Source organism: Polaribacter sp. Q13, from assembly GCF_016858305.2.
Lineage (GTDB): Bacteria > Bacteroidota > Bacteroidia > Flavobacteriales > Flavobacteriaceae > Polaribacter.
On the sequence record NZ_CP074436.1, the window covers coordinates 1,635,755 to 1,653,759 of the forward strand.

Sequence of the window (18,005 nt, forward strand, 5' to 3'; positions counted from 1 at the left end):
GTTATAAGGTAAAGACCCCTAATGTGTATGATTAAATATCTTCTTCATTTAATTTTATTAATTATGATTGCTGCTTTTGTGGGCTGTAGTTCTAATTCTAAAAATACAGCAACTTATTTTGGCGGTAAAATTATAAACCCAAAATCTAAATATGTTGTTTTATTCGCTATGGATAAAGTAATAGATACATTGTATTTAGGTAAAGACCATAAATTTTTAGGAAAATTAGAAAGCGCCAATGAAGGTTTGTACTATTTTACGCATGGAAATGAAAACCAATATATATACTTAGAACCTAAAGATAGTTTAATGTTGCGTTTAAACACTTGGGATTTTGATGAATCTATCGTTTTTGCAGGAAAAGGTGCCGAAAGAAATAATATTTTAATAGACTGCTTTTTAGAAGAGGAAAAAGATAATAAAATGTTTTATGAATTTAACAAATTATCACCTAACCAATTTCTTAGAAAAACAGATTCTTTACTTTCTTTAAAAGAGAAAACTTATAAAGAATACACAAAAGATCATACAGAAGAAACAAAAGGTTTTAATAACGTTTTAAAAGTGGCACTTACCTACCCTATTTTTGCTAGAATAGAAAGATACCCAATTGCCAATGTAAAATACAATCATAAAACAGAATTTAGTACCATTAATAATACTTTTTATAAGCATAGAGCGTCTGTAAATATAAATAACGACTCTTTAATGTACTACCAACCTTACTCTAAATATGTAAGGAATTTTCTATACAATATCACCTATTCTTTGGGACATAAACCAATGACTAATGAGTATTCGTCAGGTTTTACAGTAGATTTATTAAAAACAATAAAAAATAAGATAAAATCTGAAGCCTCAAAAAATGCTTTTTTAAAGCAAACAGTTGTCAGTCATTTTTATGAAAAATCTAGCTGCAATGCAAACAAAGAAGCTTTTGATACTTATTTTAATTTAAGCACAAGTGCAAAAGACAAGGCTCACGTTAGGCAATTACTTTTAGATAGTAAAGTACTAAATAAAGGTCTAAAAATGGTTGATTTTACCATAAATGATTTAACAAACGGAACACACTCTATAAAAAAACTCATAAAAAATAAAAACACTTTTTTATTATTTTGGAATCCAGAGAATACGACACCGATGTATATCTCGTCTAGAATTAATTATTTAAGAAGACAATTTCCTGATGTACAATTTATTCAAATAAAAATTGATGGAAGCGTGCATGACAGAATAAAGCACCTAGATATTAAAAGTCAATATTTTATTACTGCCAATAGCGAGGCAAACAATTTCTTAACAAGCAAAATGACAAGATCTATTATTATTAACAAACAAGGAATAATAACAAACGGTTTTGCTTCAATTTCTTCTAAAAAATTGTATTCAGATTTAAAACAATTAAGTATTCCAAAATAATTCATCTTAATTAAAATATTAGTTGTACATTTGCACGATTTTTATTCTGAGTCTAACTCATTAATAATCAGGTCGAATTTATAATCGGGTTTGCAGGTGGGCGTTCTGTGAATCCAAAAAAACACAGTAATGTCAACATTTTTAGAATTAGGTTTAAAAGAACCGATTAACAGAGCATTGACGGATTTAGGTTACGAAAAACCTACCGTAATTCAGGAAAAAGCAATTCCACAAATTATTTCATCTACAGACGATTTAAAAGCATTTGCACAAACAGGTACAGGTAAAACTGCTGCTTTTAGTTTGCCAATATTAGAGCTTTTAGATACCAATAGTAAAAACGTACAAGCAATTATTTTATCACCAACAAGAGAACTTGCAGTTCAAATTGGTAATAATATTAAGGACTTTTGTAAATATTTACCAGATGTAAAAGTAGCTACCGTATATGGTGGTTCTAGTATGGAAGATCAAATTAGATCTTTAAAAAGAGGTGCACAAATAGTAGTTGGAACTCCAGGTAGAACTGTAGATTTAATTAACAGAAGAGCTTTAAAATTAGGAAACGTTCAATGGTTAGTCTTAGACGAAGCAGATGAAATGTTAAACATGGGTTTTAAAGACGAATTAGATAAAGTCTTAGAAGCTACTCCAGAGACAAAACAAACTTTATTGTTTTCTGCAACTTTTCCTAGAGAAGTTGAGTCTATTGCAAGAAACTACATGACCAAACCAGTAGAAATCACTTCTGGTGAGAAAAATTCTGGTTCAGAAAATGTAAGTCATGAATATTATTCAGTTACAGAAAGAACTCGTTACCCTGCATTAAAAAGAATAGCAGATTTAAACCCTGATATTTATGCAATTATCTTTTGTAGAACTCGCAGAGAAACACAAGAGGTTGCAGACAACCTAATAAAAGATGGCTATAGTGCAGATGCTTTGCATGGAGATTTATCTCAAGGGCAAAGAGATTCTGTAATGGGTAAATTCCGTAAGAAAACAATTCAAATATTAGTAGCTACAGATGTTGCTGCTCGTGGATTGGATGTAACGGAATTAACGCACGTAATAAACCATAAATTACCAGACCAAATAGAAAACTATACTCATAGAAGTGGTAGAACTGGTAGAGCTGGTAATAAAGGTATTTCTATTGTTTTAGTAAATGGAAAAGAAAAGGGGAAATTACGTCAGATTGAAAGAATAATTAAAAAGAAATTTGAAGAAGGTAAAGTTCCTTCTGGAAAAGAAATTGTTCAGAATCAATTAATGAATTTAATTGATAAGGTTCAAAATACGGAAGTAAATGAATCTGAAATGGAGGAATTTTTACCAAGTATTTATGAAAAACTAGAATCATTAGATAGAGAAGAATTAATCAAAAAATTTGTTTCTTTAGAATTTAATACAATGTTAAAGTATTACGAAAACTCTAAAGACTTAAATGATTTATCTTCTAGAGAAAATTCTAGAGCGAGAACGGTTAATGAAAACATGACCCGTTTCTTTATCAACATTGGTAGAAAAGACAACTTAAACCCAGGTAAATTAATAGGTTTAATTAACGACCAAAATATTGGTGATAAAATAGAAATAGGTTCTATAGATATCTTAGATACTTTTTCTTTCTTTGAACTTGATAAAAATTTCGAAGACCAAACATTAGAAGCTTTTGCTAGCAATCAACCAGATTTTGATGGACGCTCTGTAAATATAGAGATTACTAAAAAAGAACGTTCTGGTGGTGGACGAAGAGGTGGTAAAAAACCTTTCGGTAAAAAAGATGGAGGTTTTGGAAGACGTAGAAGTTCTGACAGCCCTTCTTCTAGAGGAAAATCAGATAGAAGCTCTTCTGATAGAGCAGATAGAAATACAGGTGGTGGAGACAGAAAATCTGGCGGATTCGGAAGAAGACGTAGAGAACGTTAATCAATACCTAAATTAAATATAAAACCTCATCATTGCAAAATGGTGAGGTTTTTTTTTATCCTAATTAAGCTGTAGTCTTTAATATTTACGAATAAATTAAACCTAATAATTACGAAACCGATTTCTTTATTTTTTTTAAAATATGACCAAAGTTATAGAAATGCTTTTCATTCTTCTCTTACATTTGTAGTTGAAATCAATCATTACAAAACAATAAAAAAAATGAAAAAGTTTATAGCTACATTCCTAATTTTTACTCTTGTTACTATTACATCTTGTAATTCAGATAAAAAAGAGAAAAAAAATCACCAAGAAGAAAACCATGCTCATTGGACTTATAATGGTGAAACCTCACCAGAGCACTGGGCAGAAATAGAAAAAAACTCAGATTGTGATGGCAAAAAACAATCTCCTATTAACATTATAGATATTAACACGAAACCTGTACAACAGAAAGAAAATTCGTTAGATATTTTATATTCGCCTACTACCAAAATAAAACAAGTTATCAATAACGGACATTCCATTCAGTTTAATTTTGAAGCAGGAGATTCTATTCAATATCATGGAGATACTTATTTTTTATCACAAGTCCATTTTCATGAACCATCAGAACACACCCTAAATGGAGTACGTTTTCCTTTAGAAATTCACTTAGTTCATAAAAGTAAATCTAATACGTACACCGTAATGAGTATTTTGGCCAAAGAAGGAGCGGAAAGTCAGTTATTTGAATTTTTTGAAAGCTTCTTACCTATAGAAGAAAATAAAACCAAAGAAATAGACCAATCTTTAGACTTAACAACTTTGTTTCCTAAAAACAATGATTTTTACGCTTACGGAGGCTCTTTAACAACACCTCCTTGTACCGAAAGAGTAAATTGGGTTGTATTTAAAGACCCAATTATTATTTCTGTAGATGAAGTATTAAAATTAAAAAGCAACATGCCTAAAGACAATTACAGAAACGAACAACCTCTTAATGATAGGATTGTTTCTTTAAATATACAAAAGTAACAGTATATAGAGTCATAGTATTTTAAATTGTCATTGCCAAGAAACAAAGTATTCTTTAAAGTATAGAGATTACAAAACACTTCTTCGCAATGACTTTTTTTTATAAGAGCATATTATAAATTAGTTGTAGCTCTCTAATAAAAAATAAAAGATGTAATAACACCTTAGTAAACGCAAAAAACCGAGCTAATAGCTCGGTTTTAAATTTAAATCTCTATATAAAATAATTACATCATTTCTGCTGCAATCTTTTTATAGGTTCCGTTTTCTAATTTTTCTCTAATTGCAGAAAAAGCAGTAATAGTCTCATCAATATCTTCTTGCGTATGCGTAGTTGTTGGTATCAATCTTAATATGATTAATCCTTTTGGTATTACGGGATATACTACAATAGAACAGAAAATTCCGTGATTTTCACGTAAATCATTCACCATTGCCATAGCTTCCGGTATTTCTCCTTTTAAATATACAGGAGTAATACATGTTTGTGTAGTTCCTAAATCGAAACCTGCAGCACGTAAACCCGATTGTAACGCATTTGTATTTCTCCACAATGCTTCTTTTAACTCAGGCATTGTACGTAACATATCTAAACGTTTTAATGCACCTTTAACCATTGCCATTGGTAATGATTTTGCAAACATTTGAGAACGCATATTATATTGTAAATACTGAATTACTTCTTTATTCCCTGCAAAAAAAGCACCAATACCTGCCATAGATTTTGCAAATGTAGCAAAATACACATCTATTTCATCTTGTACACCTTGCTCTACACCTGTTCCTTTACCGTCTTTACCTAAGGTACCAAAACCATGTGCATCATCTACTAATAATCTAAAATTATATTCTTTTTTAAATGCAATAATTTCTTTTAAACGACCTTGTTCTCCACGCATTCCAAAAACACCTTCTGAAATTACAAGAATTCCTCCACCTGTTTTTTCTGCCATTCTTTGAGCACGCTTAATGTTTTTCTCAAAACTTACCATGTCATTGTGCTTATACACAAATCGTTTACCAGCATGTAAACGAACACCATCTATAATACATGCATGCGTATCCATATCGTAAACAATAACATCGTGTTTTGTTACCAAAGCATCAATAGCAGATACCATACCTTGATATCCGAAATTCACTAAATAAGCGGCTTCTTTTTCTACAAAGGCAGCACATTCTTGCTCTAATTGTTCATGAAATTTTGTATGCCCAGACATCATTCTAGCCCCCATAGGATACGCCATACCGTGTTCTGTTGCCGCAGCTCCATCTACCTTTATAACCTCTGGATGATTTGCTAAACCTAAATAATCGTTGATACTCCAAGTAACAACTTTCTTCCCATTAAAAGACATTCTATTAGAAATAGGTCCTTCTAATTTAGGAAAAACATAATAGCCTTCTGCTTGTTTTGCCCATTTACCTAAGGGACCTTTATCTGCTTCTATTCTTTCAAATAAATCTTTTGTCATGTGATATTTTATTATTGTTATTCGAACAGCAAAGAAACTGCTTTTTTTGCAGTTAATCAAATGTGTCCGTGTCTATTCTATTTACAAAAAATTGTTTTCTTTCATCCACACATCGTTATAAATTTTATTCATATAACGAGATCCATGGTCTGCGAAAATTAGCACGACCATGCTATCTTCTGTAAACATATTTTTTGCTGCATATTGTTTGGTAGCCTGCATTACTGCTCCGCTAGTATATCCAGGAAAAATACCTTCTTTCCTTACAATATTCCTAGCTTCTAATGCCGCTTCTTTATCAGATACTTTTTCATATATATCTATTACATCAAAATCTGTAGCCGTCGGGATTAAATTTTTACCCAATCCTTCAATTTTATAAGGACTTACCTCATCTAAATCTAGCTCTTTCGTTTCGTGGTATTTTTTTAATACAGAACCAATAGCATCAACTCCTAAAATTTTAATATTTGGATTTTGTTCTTTTAGGTATTTTCCGGTACCAGAAATAGTTCCTCCTGTACCACTAGCCACCACTAAATGAGTTATTTTACCTTCAGTTTGTTGCCAAATTTCAGGTCCTGTACTTCTGTAATGAGCTTCAATATTTAGCTCATTAAAATACTGGTTAATATAAACAGAATTTTTTGTTTTTCTATGTATTGCTTTCGCTACTTCATAATAAGATCTTGGGTCTTCTGGCGCTACGTTTGCAGGACAAATATGCACCTCTGCTCCCATCGATTTTAGTAAATCTATTTTATCTCTAGAAGATTTATCACTTACCGCTAAAATACATTTATATCCTTTTACAATACTTATCATTGCCAAACTAAAACCAGTATTACCAGAAGTTGTTTCTACAATAGTAGCTCCCTTTTTAAGGATCCCTTTTTTTTCTGCATCTTCTACAATATGTTTTGCTATTCTATCTTTAGCAGAATGACCTGGATTAAAAGCCTCGAACTTAGCAAAATAAGCACCTGGTAGATTTTGAGTAATCTTATGAAGTTTAATTAGCGGGGTTTCACCTACTAAATCTAATATTGAATTGGTAATTCCTTTGTTTCTCGTCATTCTATCACTATTCTCAAAGTAAATGTCATTACGAGACAACGTGACGTTTTTAGCCATTTTTACTAAAAAATAGCTTCGTTACGCTCGTAATGACACTTATTTTATCTTTGATTCTAGCTGCAAAAGTACGGTTAATCCTTAAATACTGAAACTGTTTTTAAGACTTAATTTGTTTTAGCTCCTATTTTATCCTCTAAGGCTAAAAAGAAGGTGTACATTTTAGCTGTTTCTTTTAAAGCATCAAAACGTCCAGAAGCACCTCCATGTCCTGCTTCCATATTAGTTTCTAACAATAATAAATTATTGTCTGTTTTCAACTCTCTTAATTTTGCAACCCATTTTGCAGGTTCCCAATATTGCACTTGAGAATCATGAAAACCAGTCGTTACCAAAATATTAGGATAGTTTTTTGCCATAACTTGATCATAAGGTGAATACGATTTTATATAATCGTAATATTCTTTATCATTTGGATTTCCCCATTCGTCATATTCTCCAGTTGTAAGCGGAATACTATCATCTAGCATCGTAGAAATAACATCTACAAAAGGTACCGATGCAATAATTCCGTTATATAATTCTGGGTTCATATTTACAATTGCTCCCATTAACAAACCTCCTGCAGAACCGCCCATTGCATATAAATGCTCTGGTGAAGTGTAGTTATTATCAATTAAATACTGAGAACAATCTACAAAATCGTTAAAGGTATTTTTCTTATTCAACATTTTACCGTCTTCATACCATTCTCTTCCTAAATACTCACTTCCTCTAATGTGTGCTAATGCATACACGAAACCTCTATCTAATAAACTTAAACGTGTGGTAGAAAAGCTATCTGGTATGGTATATCCGTAAGAACCATAGGCATATTGCAATACAGGAGTATTACAATTAAGCTCTGTATCTTTATGATATACCAAAGAAATTGCTACTTTTTTTCCGTCTCTTGTACTTGCCCAAACACGTTTACTGATGTAGTTTTCTTTGTGAAACTTTCCGCCTAAAACTTCTTGTTCTTTTTTAATTTCTTTAGATTGATCTTTCATATTAAAATCAATTACAGAACTTGGTGTTGTAAACGAATTGTAAGAATAACGAATTACATCCGTATCAAAATCTGGATTTGCATATACGCCTACAGAATACGTTTCTTCATTAAAAGGCAAATAGTAATCTTTGGTTTCATCCCAACGTTTAATACGTATTTTATTTAAACCATTGGTACGCTCTTCTAAAACTAAATAATCTTTAAAGATAGAAAAGTCTTCTAGTAAAGTATCATCTCTATGCGGAATTACATCTACCCAATTCTCTTTAGTTGTATTTGTAATTGGGGTTTTCATCAACTTAAAGTTGATGGCATTATCTTTATTTGTTAATAAATAAAAATAATCTCCAAAATGTGCTACACTATATTCTAAACCTCTTTCTCTAGGTTGCAACATTGTAAATACTCCCGTTGGGTTATCTGCATCTAAATATTGTGCCTCTGTAGAAACAGTATTGTAAGAACCTATAATAATATATTTATCTGATTTAGATTTCGTTACATACGTACCAAATGTATCATCTTCTTCATGAAAAACTTCTACATCTTCAGATGTTGGCGTACCTAAAACATGTCTATAAACACTTGAACTACGTAAAGTTACAGGATCTTTCTTGGTATAGAAAATAGTTTTATTATCGTTTGCCCAAACGGAACCACCTGTTGTATTTTCTATAATATCTTTATAAATTTTGCCTGTTTCTAGATTTTTGATTCTTAAGAAATACTGTCTTCTACTTACTGTATCTGTAGCAAAAACGGCCAATTTATTATCCGAAGAAATATTTAAACCACCTAATTGATAGTAATCGAAATCTTTTGCCATTTCGTTTACATTAAAAAGCACTTCTTCATCTGCTTCTAAGTTTTCTTTTTTACGGCTATAAATTGGGTATTGATTACCAATCTCATATCTCGTTATATAAAAATAACCATTGTCTTTATAAGGCACAGAAGAATCATCTTCCTTAATTCTACCTTTCATTTCTTCGAATAATTCTTCTTGAAATGGCTTTGTATAATCTGTTACCTTCTTATAATAGGTGTTTTCTTCCTCTAAGTAATCTACTACCTTCTGAGTTTCTTCGTCTTTATCTATGGCATTTTTTTGCTCATCAGACAAGCGCATCCAAAAATAATTATCTATTCTAACATCTCCGTGTTTCTCTAACTTTGTAGGCTGTTTAATTGCTACAGGAGTTTTTGCATCTGTACTTTTCATGTTCTTATTTTTACAAGCGGTTGCAAATGTAAGGCTTAAAACAAAGAAAGGAATAACTATTTTTCTCATTTTTAGATGATTTTAATTCCTTTTAAAAATACTAAATTTGTAACGAACTAAATTTTAATCATAAAAAACAATGTTAGGAGACTTATCTGGAATGATGAATCAGCTGAAAGAAGCTCAGCAAAAAGTAGAAGAAACAAAAATAAGATTAAATTCTGTTTTGGTAGATGAAGTAGCTGCAGACGGCAAACTAAAAATTACATTAACTGCAAATAGAGAAATAAAATCGATTTCTATTGATGATGCTTTACTTGCTGATGCAGAAGAATTAGAAGACTATTTAATTCTTGCTTTAAACAAAGCCATAGAAAAAGCAACTAAAATTAACGAAGCAGAAATGGCGGTTGCCGCTAAAAGCGGTATGCCAAACATACCAGGAATGGATATGTTTAAATAATACACATGCTTTTAACCACAAATGATTACTTATTGCCTTGTTTAAATAAATCGCTCTTTGGTATAGATTGCCCAGGTTGCGGAATTCAGCGAGCTTTTATACTGCTTATAAATGGAGATTTTGTCGCCGCTTTTAAAATGTATCCTGCAATTTATACCCTACTTTTATTCGGGGCTTTTGTAGTAATCAACTATAAAGTAAAGTTTAAAAACACCAAGAAAATTATAATATCATTTACCACCATAAACGTGCTTGTTATTGTAATAAGTTACTGCATAAAAATGAAAGCTTTATATACACTTTAAAAAAATAAATATGGAAAAACAAAACTTACCAAACGCTACCACGTCTTTAGTACTTGGTATTTTATCTTTAGTAACTTGTATTTGTTACGGAATTATAGGATTACCTTTGGGTATTATTGCTCTAGTATTAGGAAACAAAGCTATAAAAGAATATAATGAAAACCCAGAAAATTACAATAGTGTAAATAATGCCAACGCCGGCAAAATAATGGGAATTATTGGTATTATTTTAAATGCTATTTTTATCCTTTTTATTGGTTGGTTCTTTTACAAAATTGGTGTAGAAGCCTTAGAAGATCCTGCTTTGTTAGAAAAAAGAGTCAATGAAATATTTGGTCAATAAAACCAAATCGAAAATAGTATTTATAATACTGTAATTCTTTATAAGAATTACAGTATTATTTTTTATCTACCATTCTTATATATTTAACGTAGTCTAAACATATTTACAAGCGCCTAAATTGTATTTTTGCATCTGACAAATTTTCAACTGAAAAAAAAAGATGATAAATACTGATAAAAAGAAGAAATCAATAGGAAAAAGAATTCTAAAATGGGTTTCTATTTTTGTGCTACTGCTTATAATAGCCACAATTTCAATCCCTTTTTTGTTTAAAGATAAAATTGTAGTAATGGTTACCAACACCATTAACAACAACATAAATGCTACCGTAACTTTTAAAGATGCAGACCTTAGTTTGTTTAAAAACTTCCCCTCTTTAAGTTTAACCGTTAATGATTTGGCAGTTGCTAACAAAGCTCCTTTTGTGGGTGATACTTTATTTAAGGCAAAAGAACTAAGCTTAGCTTTAAATATTACAGAACTTTTTAAAAAATCTAACGAAACACTTGCTATTAAAAGTATTACATCTAAAGAAGGTGATATCAATATTATATTTGATAAAAATGGAAATGGGAATTTTGATATTGCCATTCCTTCCAAAGAAATTACAACTGCAAGTAGCGACAGTTCTTTTTCTTTAAACATTGACTCTTATGAATTGCAAGACATCAATTTTAATTATTTAGACAGAAGTACAAACACAAAAATGAGTTTAGATAGTATTTACCATACTGGAGAAGGAAATTTTGCTAAAGAGGTGTTTAATTTAGATACTGAAACAACAGGTTATGTGTCTTTAGATTTAGACAAAACCAACTATTTAAGTAAAGTAAAAGTGTCTTTAGATGCTATAATTGCTATCGATTTAAAAAACAGCAAATACACGTTTAAAGAAAATACAGGTTACATTAATCAATTACCTTTAGAGTTTGATGGTTTTGTTCAATTGGTTGATGAAAACCAATTGTATGATCTAAAATTTAAAACCCCTACCTCTTCCTTTAAAAATGCTTTGGCCTTGTTACCAAAACAATATGCTGGTAATTTAGAATCTATTAAAACGGAAGGTAATTTTGAGGTAAATGGTGTTGTAAAAGGAACCTTTTCAGACAAGACAATTCCTGCTTTTGACATAGAAATCATCTCTAAAAACGCCTTATTTAAATATGCAGATTTACCTAAATCTGTTACCAATATAAACATAGACACTAAAATAGTTAACAAAACAGGACTTATAAAAGATACGTACGTTGCAGTAAATCAATTCAACTTTAAAATTGATGAAGATACTTTTGCAGCAAACGGAAACATCAAAAATATTACTACAAATCCGTATATTAATATAACAGCAAAAGGAACTATTAATTTAGCAAACATTGGTAAAGTTTATCCTGCTCCTTTAGAACAAGAATTAGAAGGGATTTTAAATGCCAATATTTCTACTAACTTTGATATGAATTCTATTGATAAAGGAACGTACCAAAACATTAAAAATTCTGGAAACTTAACACTTAGTAATTTTAAATACGATGGTAAAGATGTTGCCAATACTTTTTATATTGATAAAACATCTATCAATTTTAATACAAACACTATAAAATTAAACGAATTTAATGCAAAGACAGGAAGTTCTGATTTAGCAATTAATGGAAATCTAGATAATTTTTATGGATTTATTTTTAAGGATGAAGTTTTAAAAGGAAACTTTGCCTTAAATTCAAATAATTTAAAAGTTGCAGATTTTATTACAGAAGGAGAGACATCAGAAAAAACAGCAACAACATCAACCTTAAAAATACCTGCTTTTTTAGATGTAACACTTACTGCAAATGCTAAAAAAGTAGTGTATGATAATTTAAACCTAACCAATGTTTCTGGGCAATTAATAATTCATGATGAAATGGTGGATTTAAAAAACCTAAAATCTGATATTTTTGGAGGTAATATTGGTTTAAACGGAAACGTTTCTACCAAAGAAACTACTTCTAGCTTTAAAATGGATTTAAACTTAAGTGAATTAAATATTTCTGATTCTTTTACAAGTTTAGACATGTTAAAAGCCATTGCTCCAATAGCAAAAACCATTGAAGGTAAAATAAACTCTACCATTACCGTTTCTGGAAATCTAAATAATGATATGACTCCCAATTTAAATACGATTACGGGAGATTTATTAGGTCAGTTATTAAATACTAAAATAAACACAAGTAACTCTAAAGTATTGTCTGCTTTAAGTAATAATGTTAGTTTTTTAGATGTTGATAAATTAAATTTAGATAAAATAAAAGGAAACTTTTCTTTTAAAGATGGTAAAGTTACCGTAAAACCTATTCCATTAAAATACAACGATATTAATATAGAAATTGGCGGAACACATGGTTTTGATCAATCTATGAATTACAATCTTGTATTTGATGTGCCTGTAAAATACTTAGGTTCTGACGTTACCAACTTAATAGCAAAACTAACAGCTAAAGATGCCTCAAGTATTAAAAGTATTCCGATAAACGGAACATTAACGGGGAGTTTTAATAGCCCAAAATTCAGTTCTGATATTAAAGACGCTACAGCCAACTTAGTAAAAGATTTAATTGAAAAGCAAAAAAATCAATTAATAGATCAAGGAAAAGATAAACTGAAAGATTTAATTGGAATGAATACTAAAAAAGATTCTACCAGTACAGAAACTGCAAAAGATAAGGTTACCGATAAAGTAAAAGATGTTTTAGGTGATTTATTTGGTAAGAAAAAGAAAGATACTGTTAAGAAAAATTAAGTTACACACTTTGTAAATTATAAAAACTCAGGTTCATTAATGAACCTGAGTTTTACTTTATTTTTTATTCAAGTAATAAAAAAATTACAGGATTTTATATTAAAGAACAATCTAATATTTTACTAAAAGATACTATAAAAGGAATTATTTCTTATTATAATTTGGTTGATCTATTCTCTTAGAGTCGTTTTTTTAACACAATCAAATTCTACATTATTATCATTCAAAGAAAGGCAGTAATTAGGCAAACCTTGCATTACCTCTTTCTAATCTTTTCTCACTTTAAACTTATTAAGTTGATAAAAAATAAAAAGCAGCTTATAAACAAGCTGCTTTTTAAAGTTTTTGAAAGTAGTAATTAAATCCTTTGGGGGATTGGGGGAATAATTTAATTACCTATTCAAATGTAAATTTTAAAATAAAAATTACTACAAAAAAAAGAGTCACAAAAAGTAATAGTATACTTTTTAAAAGGTAACAAAAAGTAACATAAAAAACACAAAAACCTATAATAGAGTAATTTATAAATAAAAAACTATATTTCTAACTTTTTAATAAACACCTCTAATTCTGTATCTTTAGGCACATTCATCTTCTTTCTTATTCTATAGCGTGTCACTTTTATGGCATCTGGACTTGAATTTCTAATTGCTGCTATTTCTTTCACAGATAAATTTAACCTTAATAAAGAACATACTTCTCTTTCAGTTTTAGTAAGCTCCTTATAAGTAGTAATTAACATATTATCAAAACCATCATTAATAGCATCAATTTTATTTTTAAGTAAAGTTAATTTGCTATCTGTTGTAATTTGTTGCTGAATTTTAAAAGATAAATCTTTAATATAATTTTTCACTTCAACTGAAGCCGAAGATTTCCTTTCGTTTTTAAGCTTTAATAAAAGTTGTTTTAAAAATTCTAACCTCATTGAATTATCTGCAACTAAGCTTTTTATTTCAACTTCTGATCGTTTAAACTTTTGCTGTAAAACTTCCTTTTTTATTTTCTCCTTCTCTAAATTCCCTTCGATTATTTGGTTCTTATTAACGGAATTTCTGTGATATAAAATAACCAGAGGAATACCTAATAATAAAAACACACCAATTATAATTAAGTACAACCTCTTTTCAAAAACTTGTTCTTGATTTAATATTTGTAAATTTTTCTTTTCTAATTTCAGCTTATTTTTAAGCTCTACTTCTTTAATTGTATTTGATAATTGTGATTTAATAATAGAATCTGAATAAACCTTATGTTTTTCTAGATACCTATAAGATTTCTCATAGTTTTTAAGCATAAAGTTAACTTTAGCAATTGAACTATAAGATTTTGATAATCTTAGTTTAAAATTATTTTCTTTTGCAACAATTAAAGCTGAGTCTAAATATTTATCAGCAGTTACATACTCGTTCAACTTACTATAAGCAGCAGCTAGATTATGATAATTGACTGTTATAAGTAGTTTATTATCTTCTTTTTTTGCAAATTTTAAAACTAACGTTCTAATAGCTATTACTTTTTTATATTTACCTTGTTTGTAATACGTATTAGACACATTATTATACACATTGTAAACCCTATCATCTCTATTTAATCTTTTAAAAATATCAAGAGATTTATTATAAAAATAAATTGACGAATCTAATTTTTTAAGCCTAGTATAGTAATTTCCTAAATGTAAATATCCTTTTCCTAATACTAACTCATCTTCTCCTACACTAAGTTTTAAACCTTTTTTGTAAAAGCTAAACTCTTTATCCATTTGATTTTTGTATCGATACACATATCCTATATCAAAATGAATAGAAGCAAAACGCTCAGTATCATTAGTATTTTCAAATATATCTTTTGCTTCATTAAAATACCTAAGACATGTACTTAAATTACCTCTATTTTTTTCTATAAACCCTAATTTAAATAAAGTTCTACCTTCCATAGTACTATTACTACCCTTAGCTAAAAGTAAAGCTTCCTTGAAGAAATATTCTGACTTAGTAACATTTTTAGAATAAAAATACTCTCCACATTCATATAAAAACTGAACTTTATCCTTATTCGTTTTTATAGATTTTACAATTTCTTTTTTTGAAATAAAAATAGAATCTAAATTCTGAGAGTTTGTTTTTAAACTAAAAAAGAATAAAAAAGTAAATATGACTTTGTAATACATTTATTATATCTTTATTATGTACGTCCTTAAAAATATTAGATATCAATTTATAAAAACGAAAGCAAAATACACTAACTAATGTTAATAAAAAACTCAATCTTTAGTATTTTTAAAAACAATAAGAAGTCTTTTCTCATCTGTAGTAAAATAAAATCTATCTTCTAAAGAATATTCTGCTGTTTTGATATTCGAAGCACACAAAATCCTCTCCTATAAAACCAATATAGATAACCACAAAACACTTGTTTTAAAAAATTATCATAATCACAAAAATACTACTACAAAAAACATTTAATTTTAACATACATTAACAAAACAATATGATTATTGTCATATTGCTAAATATAGTTTTATCGTAAATTTGTAACATAAAACAAAAAGTATATGAGAAACAGCTAAATATAACATTTGAATTAATTAATATAAAAAAGCAGGAATATGATTCCTGCTTTTTTTATGATTATTAAACCCAATCCTTAGGATTCTTTAAAACATTTAAAAGTCTTTCTTCTTCAGAATTTTCATCGGGTTGGTGATTGTATTTCCATTGTACAATTGGTGGCAAACTCATTAGAATACTTTCTATTCTTCCATTTGTTTTTAAACCAAAAAGAGTTCCTCTGTCGTGTACTAAATTAAATTCTACATAGCGACCTCTACGCACTTCTTGCCAATCTTTTTGTGCTCTTGTAAAAGCTATATCTTTTCTTTTTTCTACAATTGGTACATAACTGTCTAAGAAACTATTTCCTACTTCTGTTACAAAGTTGAATCTATCTTCTATAGAAAACTCTGCTGTTTCTTTTTGATAATCAAAAAATAAACCCCCAATTCCACGGGCTTCATTTCTGTGAGCATTCCAAAAATATTCATCACAAACTTTTTTAAACTTCGGATAAAAACCTAAATCATGTTTGTCACATGCGTTTTTACAAACCTGATGAAAATGTGTAGCATCTTCGTCAAATAAATAATAGGGAGTTAAATCTTGTCCGCCTCCAAACCATTGGGTTACGATGTTCCCTGCATCATCGTACATTTCAAAATAACGCCAATTTGCATGCACCGTTGGTACAAAAGGATTTATTGGATGCAATACCAAACTTAAACCACAAGCAAAAAAGTTTCCTTCTTTTACTTTAAACTGGTTTCTTAACGCTTCTGGTAACTCTCCATGAACTGCCGAAATATTAACACCTCCTTTTTCAAAAACCGATCCATTTTCTATAACACGTGTTCTACCTCCACCGCCTTCTTCTCTTTCCCAAAGATCTTCTTTAAATTTAGCACCACCATCTATTGCGGCTAATTTAGAAGTAATTTGATCTTGTAAGTTTTCTATGTATTTATAAAATTGATCTTTCATTTAATTGCAATTTTAGTCATATTCATTGTTTTAGTGGTTAGCAATAGCGTTTCTAGTACAGCTAAAAAGCAGTAATAAAAAAACCCAAAACTAATAGCTGTATGAGGTCTTTCTACAAATTCTCCACTTGCTGATAAAGTATCAAAATACCCCGACGATTTTAAAAATTCTTGTGTTAGTCCTAATTCTCCAAAAACACCATCTGAAAAGAGAGTAATAATGATAAGTACAATATATAAAATTGCTGCCAAAACAGAAAATAGTACAGCTCTTACTCTAATTTCCAGACTCACATCTGAAAACGCAAAGCGCATTCTATTTAGGACAACTAGTAAGTATAATAGTATGATATCATTATTTTCCATTGTTGAAGAAAATCCCCAAGCAAATAAACCATAAATTGGAATTAAAATAAACAAAGAAATCTTTTTAGGCATCACTGCCATAAATACTCCAGAATGTACCATAACAAACTCAAAAGCCATTAAAATAGCCATTGAAGAAATTTTAGAAACATCTGAAACTTCTGGCTGAAACCAAATAACAGAAAATTGGTACGCTATAATAAGTTTCATTATTATGCCTGCATACTCAAAAGGTTTATCGTATTTTTTTAAAAGATTCACTTACTATTTTCTGAATTTAATAACGCTACGGTTTTTACAGATGCCGCTGTTACAGAAAGTGGAAAAACTAGAATAATTCCTAAAACAGGAATTAACAAACACAGCATAAAAACAATTCCATTTCCAATAGCAAAACCTTTCTTTTTTCCAACAAAATTAACACTGTCTTTATAATTAAAATGTCTTTCTAAGGTATAATCCATATTACCAAAACCTGCGTAATAAGCTTGTACCAAAAATAATAAAGCGGTAAAACCGAATCCTATAATAGGTATAAAACTTAATAATAACAACGGAATTGTTAACAATAATTCTTTACCAATGTTTCTAAAACTAATTCTAATTCCTCTTACTAATTGTTCTTGAAAAGTAGTTTCTCTGTGATTGTGTTTTAAATCTCCATTGATATGGATTTCTATTTTTTCTGAAACAGGACTCATAAACGGCGCTGATAAAGCCATTACAATATGTTTGTACAATAAAAACCCAATAACCAAAACAAAGAGCCCTCCGATTACAGAGGTTATGGTTGTAAATGTTTCTTTTCCCCAATCCCAAATCCAAATTTTAGATATAAAGTGCCCAATATTATCTGACAAACCGTAGGACGTAAAACCTATAATTGTTGCTGTTACTAGACTTATAATTATTGGAATGGAAAAATATTTCCAGAGTTTTAGTTTAGAGATTAAACTAAAAGCACCAACGTAGGCTTTTATTCCTGAAAGTATATTTTTAATCATTTGCGTTGGCTTGCGTT

The 18,005-nt window shown here is 29.4% G+C and carries 14 protein-coding genes; 7 read left to right on the forward strand and 7 right to left on the reverse strand.

The window, feature by feature from the left end; genetic code table 11:
* The first annotated feature begins 27 nt into the window (after positions 1-27).
* From JOP69_RS06815 to JOP69_RS06825, 3 genes are all read left to right on the forward strand, one after another.
* Positions 28-1,422 (forward strand): hypothetical protein, encoded by a 1,395-nt coding sequence (locus tag JOP69_RS06815; RefSeq protein WP_203394587.1) that lies wholly within the window; start codon positions 28-30, stop codon positions 1,420-1,422.
* 129 nt (positions 1,423-1,551) lie between these two features.
* Positions 1,552-3,354, forward strand: a complete 1,803-nt coding sequence (locus JOP69_RS06820) for a DEAD/DEAH box helicase (protein ID WP_203394586.1) — start codon at positions 1,552-1,554, stop codon at positions 3,352-3,354.
* Positions 3,355-3,576: 222 nt separating this feature from the next.
* Positions 3,577-4,371 (forward strand): carbonic anhydrase, encoded by a 795-nt coding sequence (locus JOP69_RS06825; RefSeq protein WP_203394585.1) that lies wholly within the window; start codon positions 3,577-3,579, stop codon positions 4,369-4,371.
* 227 nt (positions 4,372-4,598) lie between these two features.
* Here JOP69_RS06825 and JOP69_RS06830 read toward each other — a convergent pair whose 3' ends face one another.
* From JOP69_RS06830 to JOP69_RS06840, 3 genes are all read right to left on the reverse strand, one after another.
* The gene (locus JOP69_RS06830) at positions 4,599-5,846 is read right to left on the reverse strand and encodes an aminotransferase class I/II-fold pyridoxal phosphate-dependent enzyme (RefSeq protein ID WP_203394584.1); all 1,248 of its coding nucleotides are present in this window, start codon (positions 5,844-5,846) and stop codon (positions 4,599-4,601) included.
* Positions 5,847-5,927: 81 nt separating this feature from the next.
* Positions 5,928-6,923: a PLP-dependent cysteine synthase family protein gene (locus tag JOP69_RS06835; protein WP_203394646.1), complete on the reverse strand. Its 996-nt coding sequence runs from the start codon at positions 6,921-6,923 to the stop codon at positions 5,928-5,930.
* Positions 6,924-7,087: 164 nt separating this feature from the next.
* The gene (locus JOP69_RS06840; RefSeq protein ID WP_203394645.1) at positions 7,088-9,196 is read right to left on the reverse strand and encodes a S9 family peptidase; all 2,109 of its coding nucleotides are present in this window, start codon (positions 9,194-9,196) and stop codon (positions 7,088-7,090) included.
* Positions 9,197-9,335: 139 nt separating this feature from the next.
* On the opposite strand from JOP69_RS06840, the gene JOP69_RS06845 reads away from it, so the two are divergent.
* From JOP69_RS06845 to JOP69_RS06860, 4 genes are all read left to right on the forward strand, one after another.
* Positions 9,336-9,659 (forward strand): YbaB/EbfC family nucleoid-associated protein, encoded by a 324-nt coding sequence (locus JOP69_RS06845; protein ID WP_203394583.1) that lies wholly within the window; start codon positions 9,336-9,338, stop codon positions 9,657-9,659.
* Between the two features lie 5 nt (positions 9,660-9,664).
* Entirely contained in the window at positions 9,665-9,964 is a 300-nt protein-coding gene (locus tag JOP69_RS06850; protein WP_203394582.1) for a DUF2752 domain-containing protein, read from the forward strand.
* A 10-nt stretch (positions 9,965-9,974) separates the two neighbouring features.
* On the forward strand, positions 9,975-10,307 hold the full coding sequence (locus JOP69_RS06855) for a CCC motif membrane protein (RefSeq protein WP_203394581.1): 333 nt from the start codon (positions 9,975-9,977) through the stop codon (positions 10,305-10,307).
* Between the two features lie 160 nt (positions 10,308-10,467).
* Positions 10,468-13,083, forward strand: coding sequence for an AsmA family protein (locus JOP69_RS06860; protein WP_203394580.1), 2,616 nt, complete (start codon positions 10,468-10,470; stop codon positions 13,081-13,083).
* Between the two features lie 535 nt (positions 13,084-13,618).
* On the opposite strand, the gene JOP69_RS06865 is transcribed toward JOP69_RS06860, so the two are convergent.
* From JOP69_RS06865 to JOP69_RS06880, 4 genes are all read right to left on the reverse strand, one after another.
* Entirely contained in the window at positions 13,619-15,253 is a 1,635-nt protein-coding gene (locus JOP69_RS06865) for a LuxR family transcriptional regulator (protein ID WP_203394579.1), read from the reverse strand.
* A 463-nt stretch (positions 15,254-15,716) separates the two neighbouring features.
* Positions 15,717-16,619 (reverse strand): oxygen-dependent coproporphyrinogen oxidase, encoded by a 903-nt coding sequence (gene hemF, locus JOP69_RS06870; RefSeq protein ID WP_203394578.1) that lies wholly within the window; start codon positions 16,617-16,619, stop codon positions 15,717-15,719.
* On the reverse strand, positions 16,616-17,194 hold the full coding sequence (locus tag JOP69_RS06875) for a hypothetical protein (RefSeq protein WP_203394577.1): 579 nt from the start codon (positions 17,192-17,194) through the stop codon (positions 16,616-16,618). The genes hemF and JOP69_RS06875 overlap by 4 nt, the downstream gene beginning before the upstream one ends.
* A 47-nt stretch (positions 17,195-17,241) precedes the next feature.
* The gene (locus JOP69_RS06880) at positions 17,242-17,988 is read right to left on the reverse strand and encodes an EI24 domain-containing protein (protein ID WP_203394576.1); all 747 of its coding nucleotides are present in this window, start codon (positions 17,986-17,988) and stop codon (positions 17,242-17,244) included.
* Between the last annotated feature and the right edge of the window lie 17 nt (positions 17,989-18,005).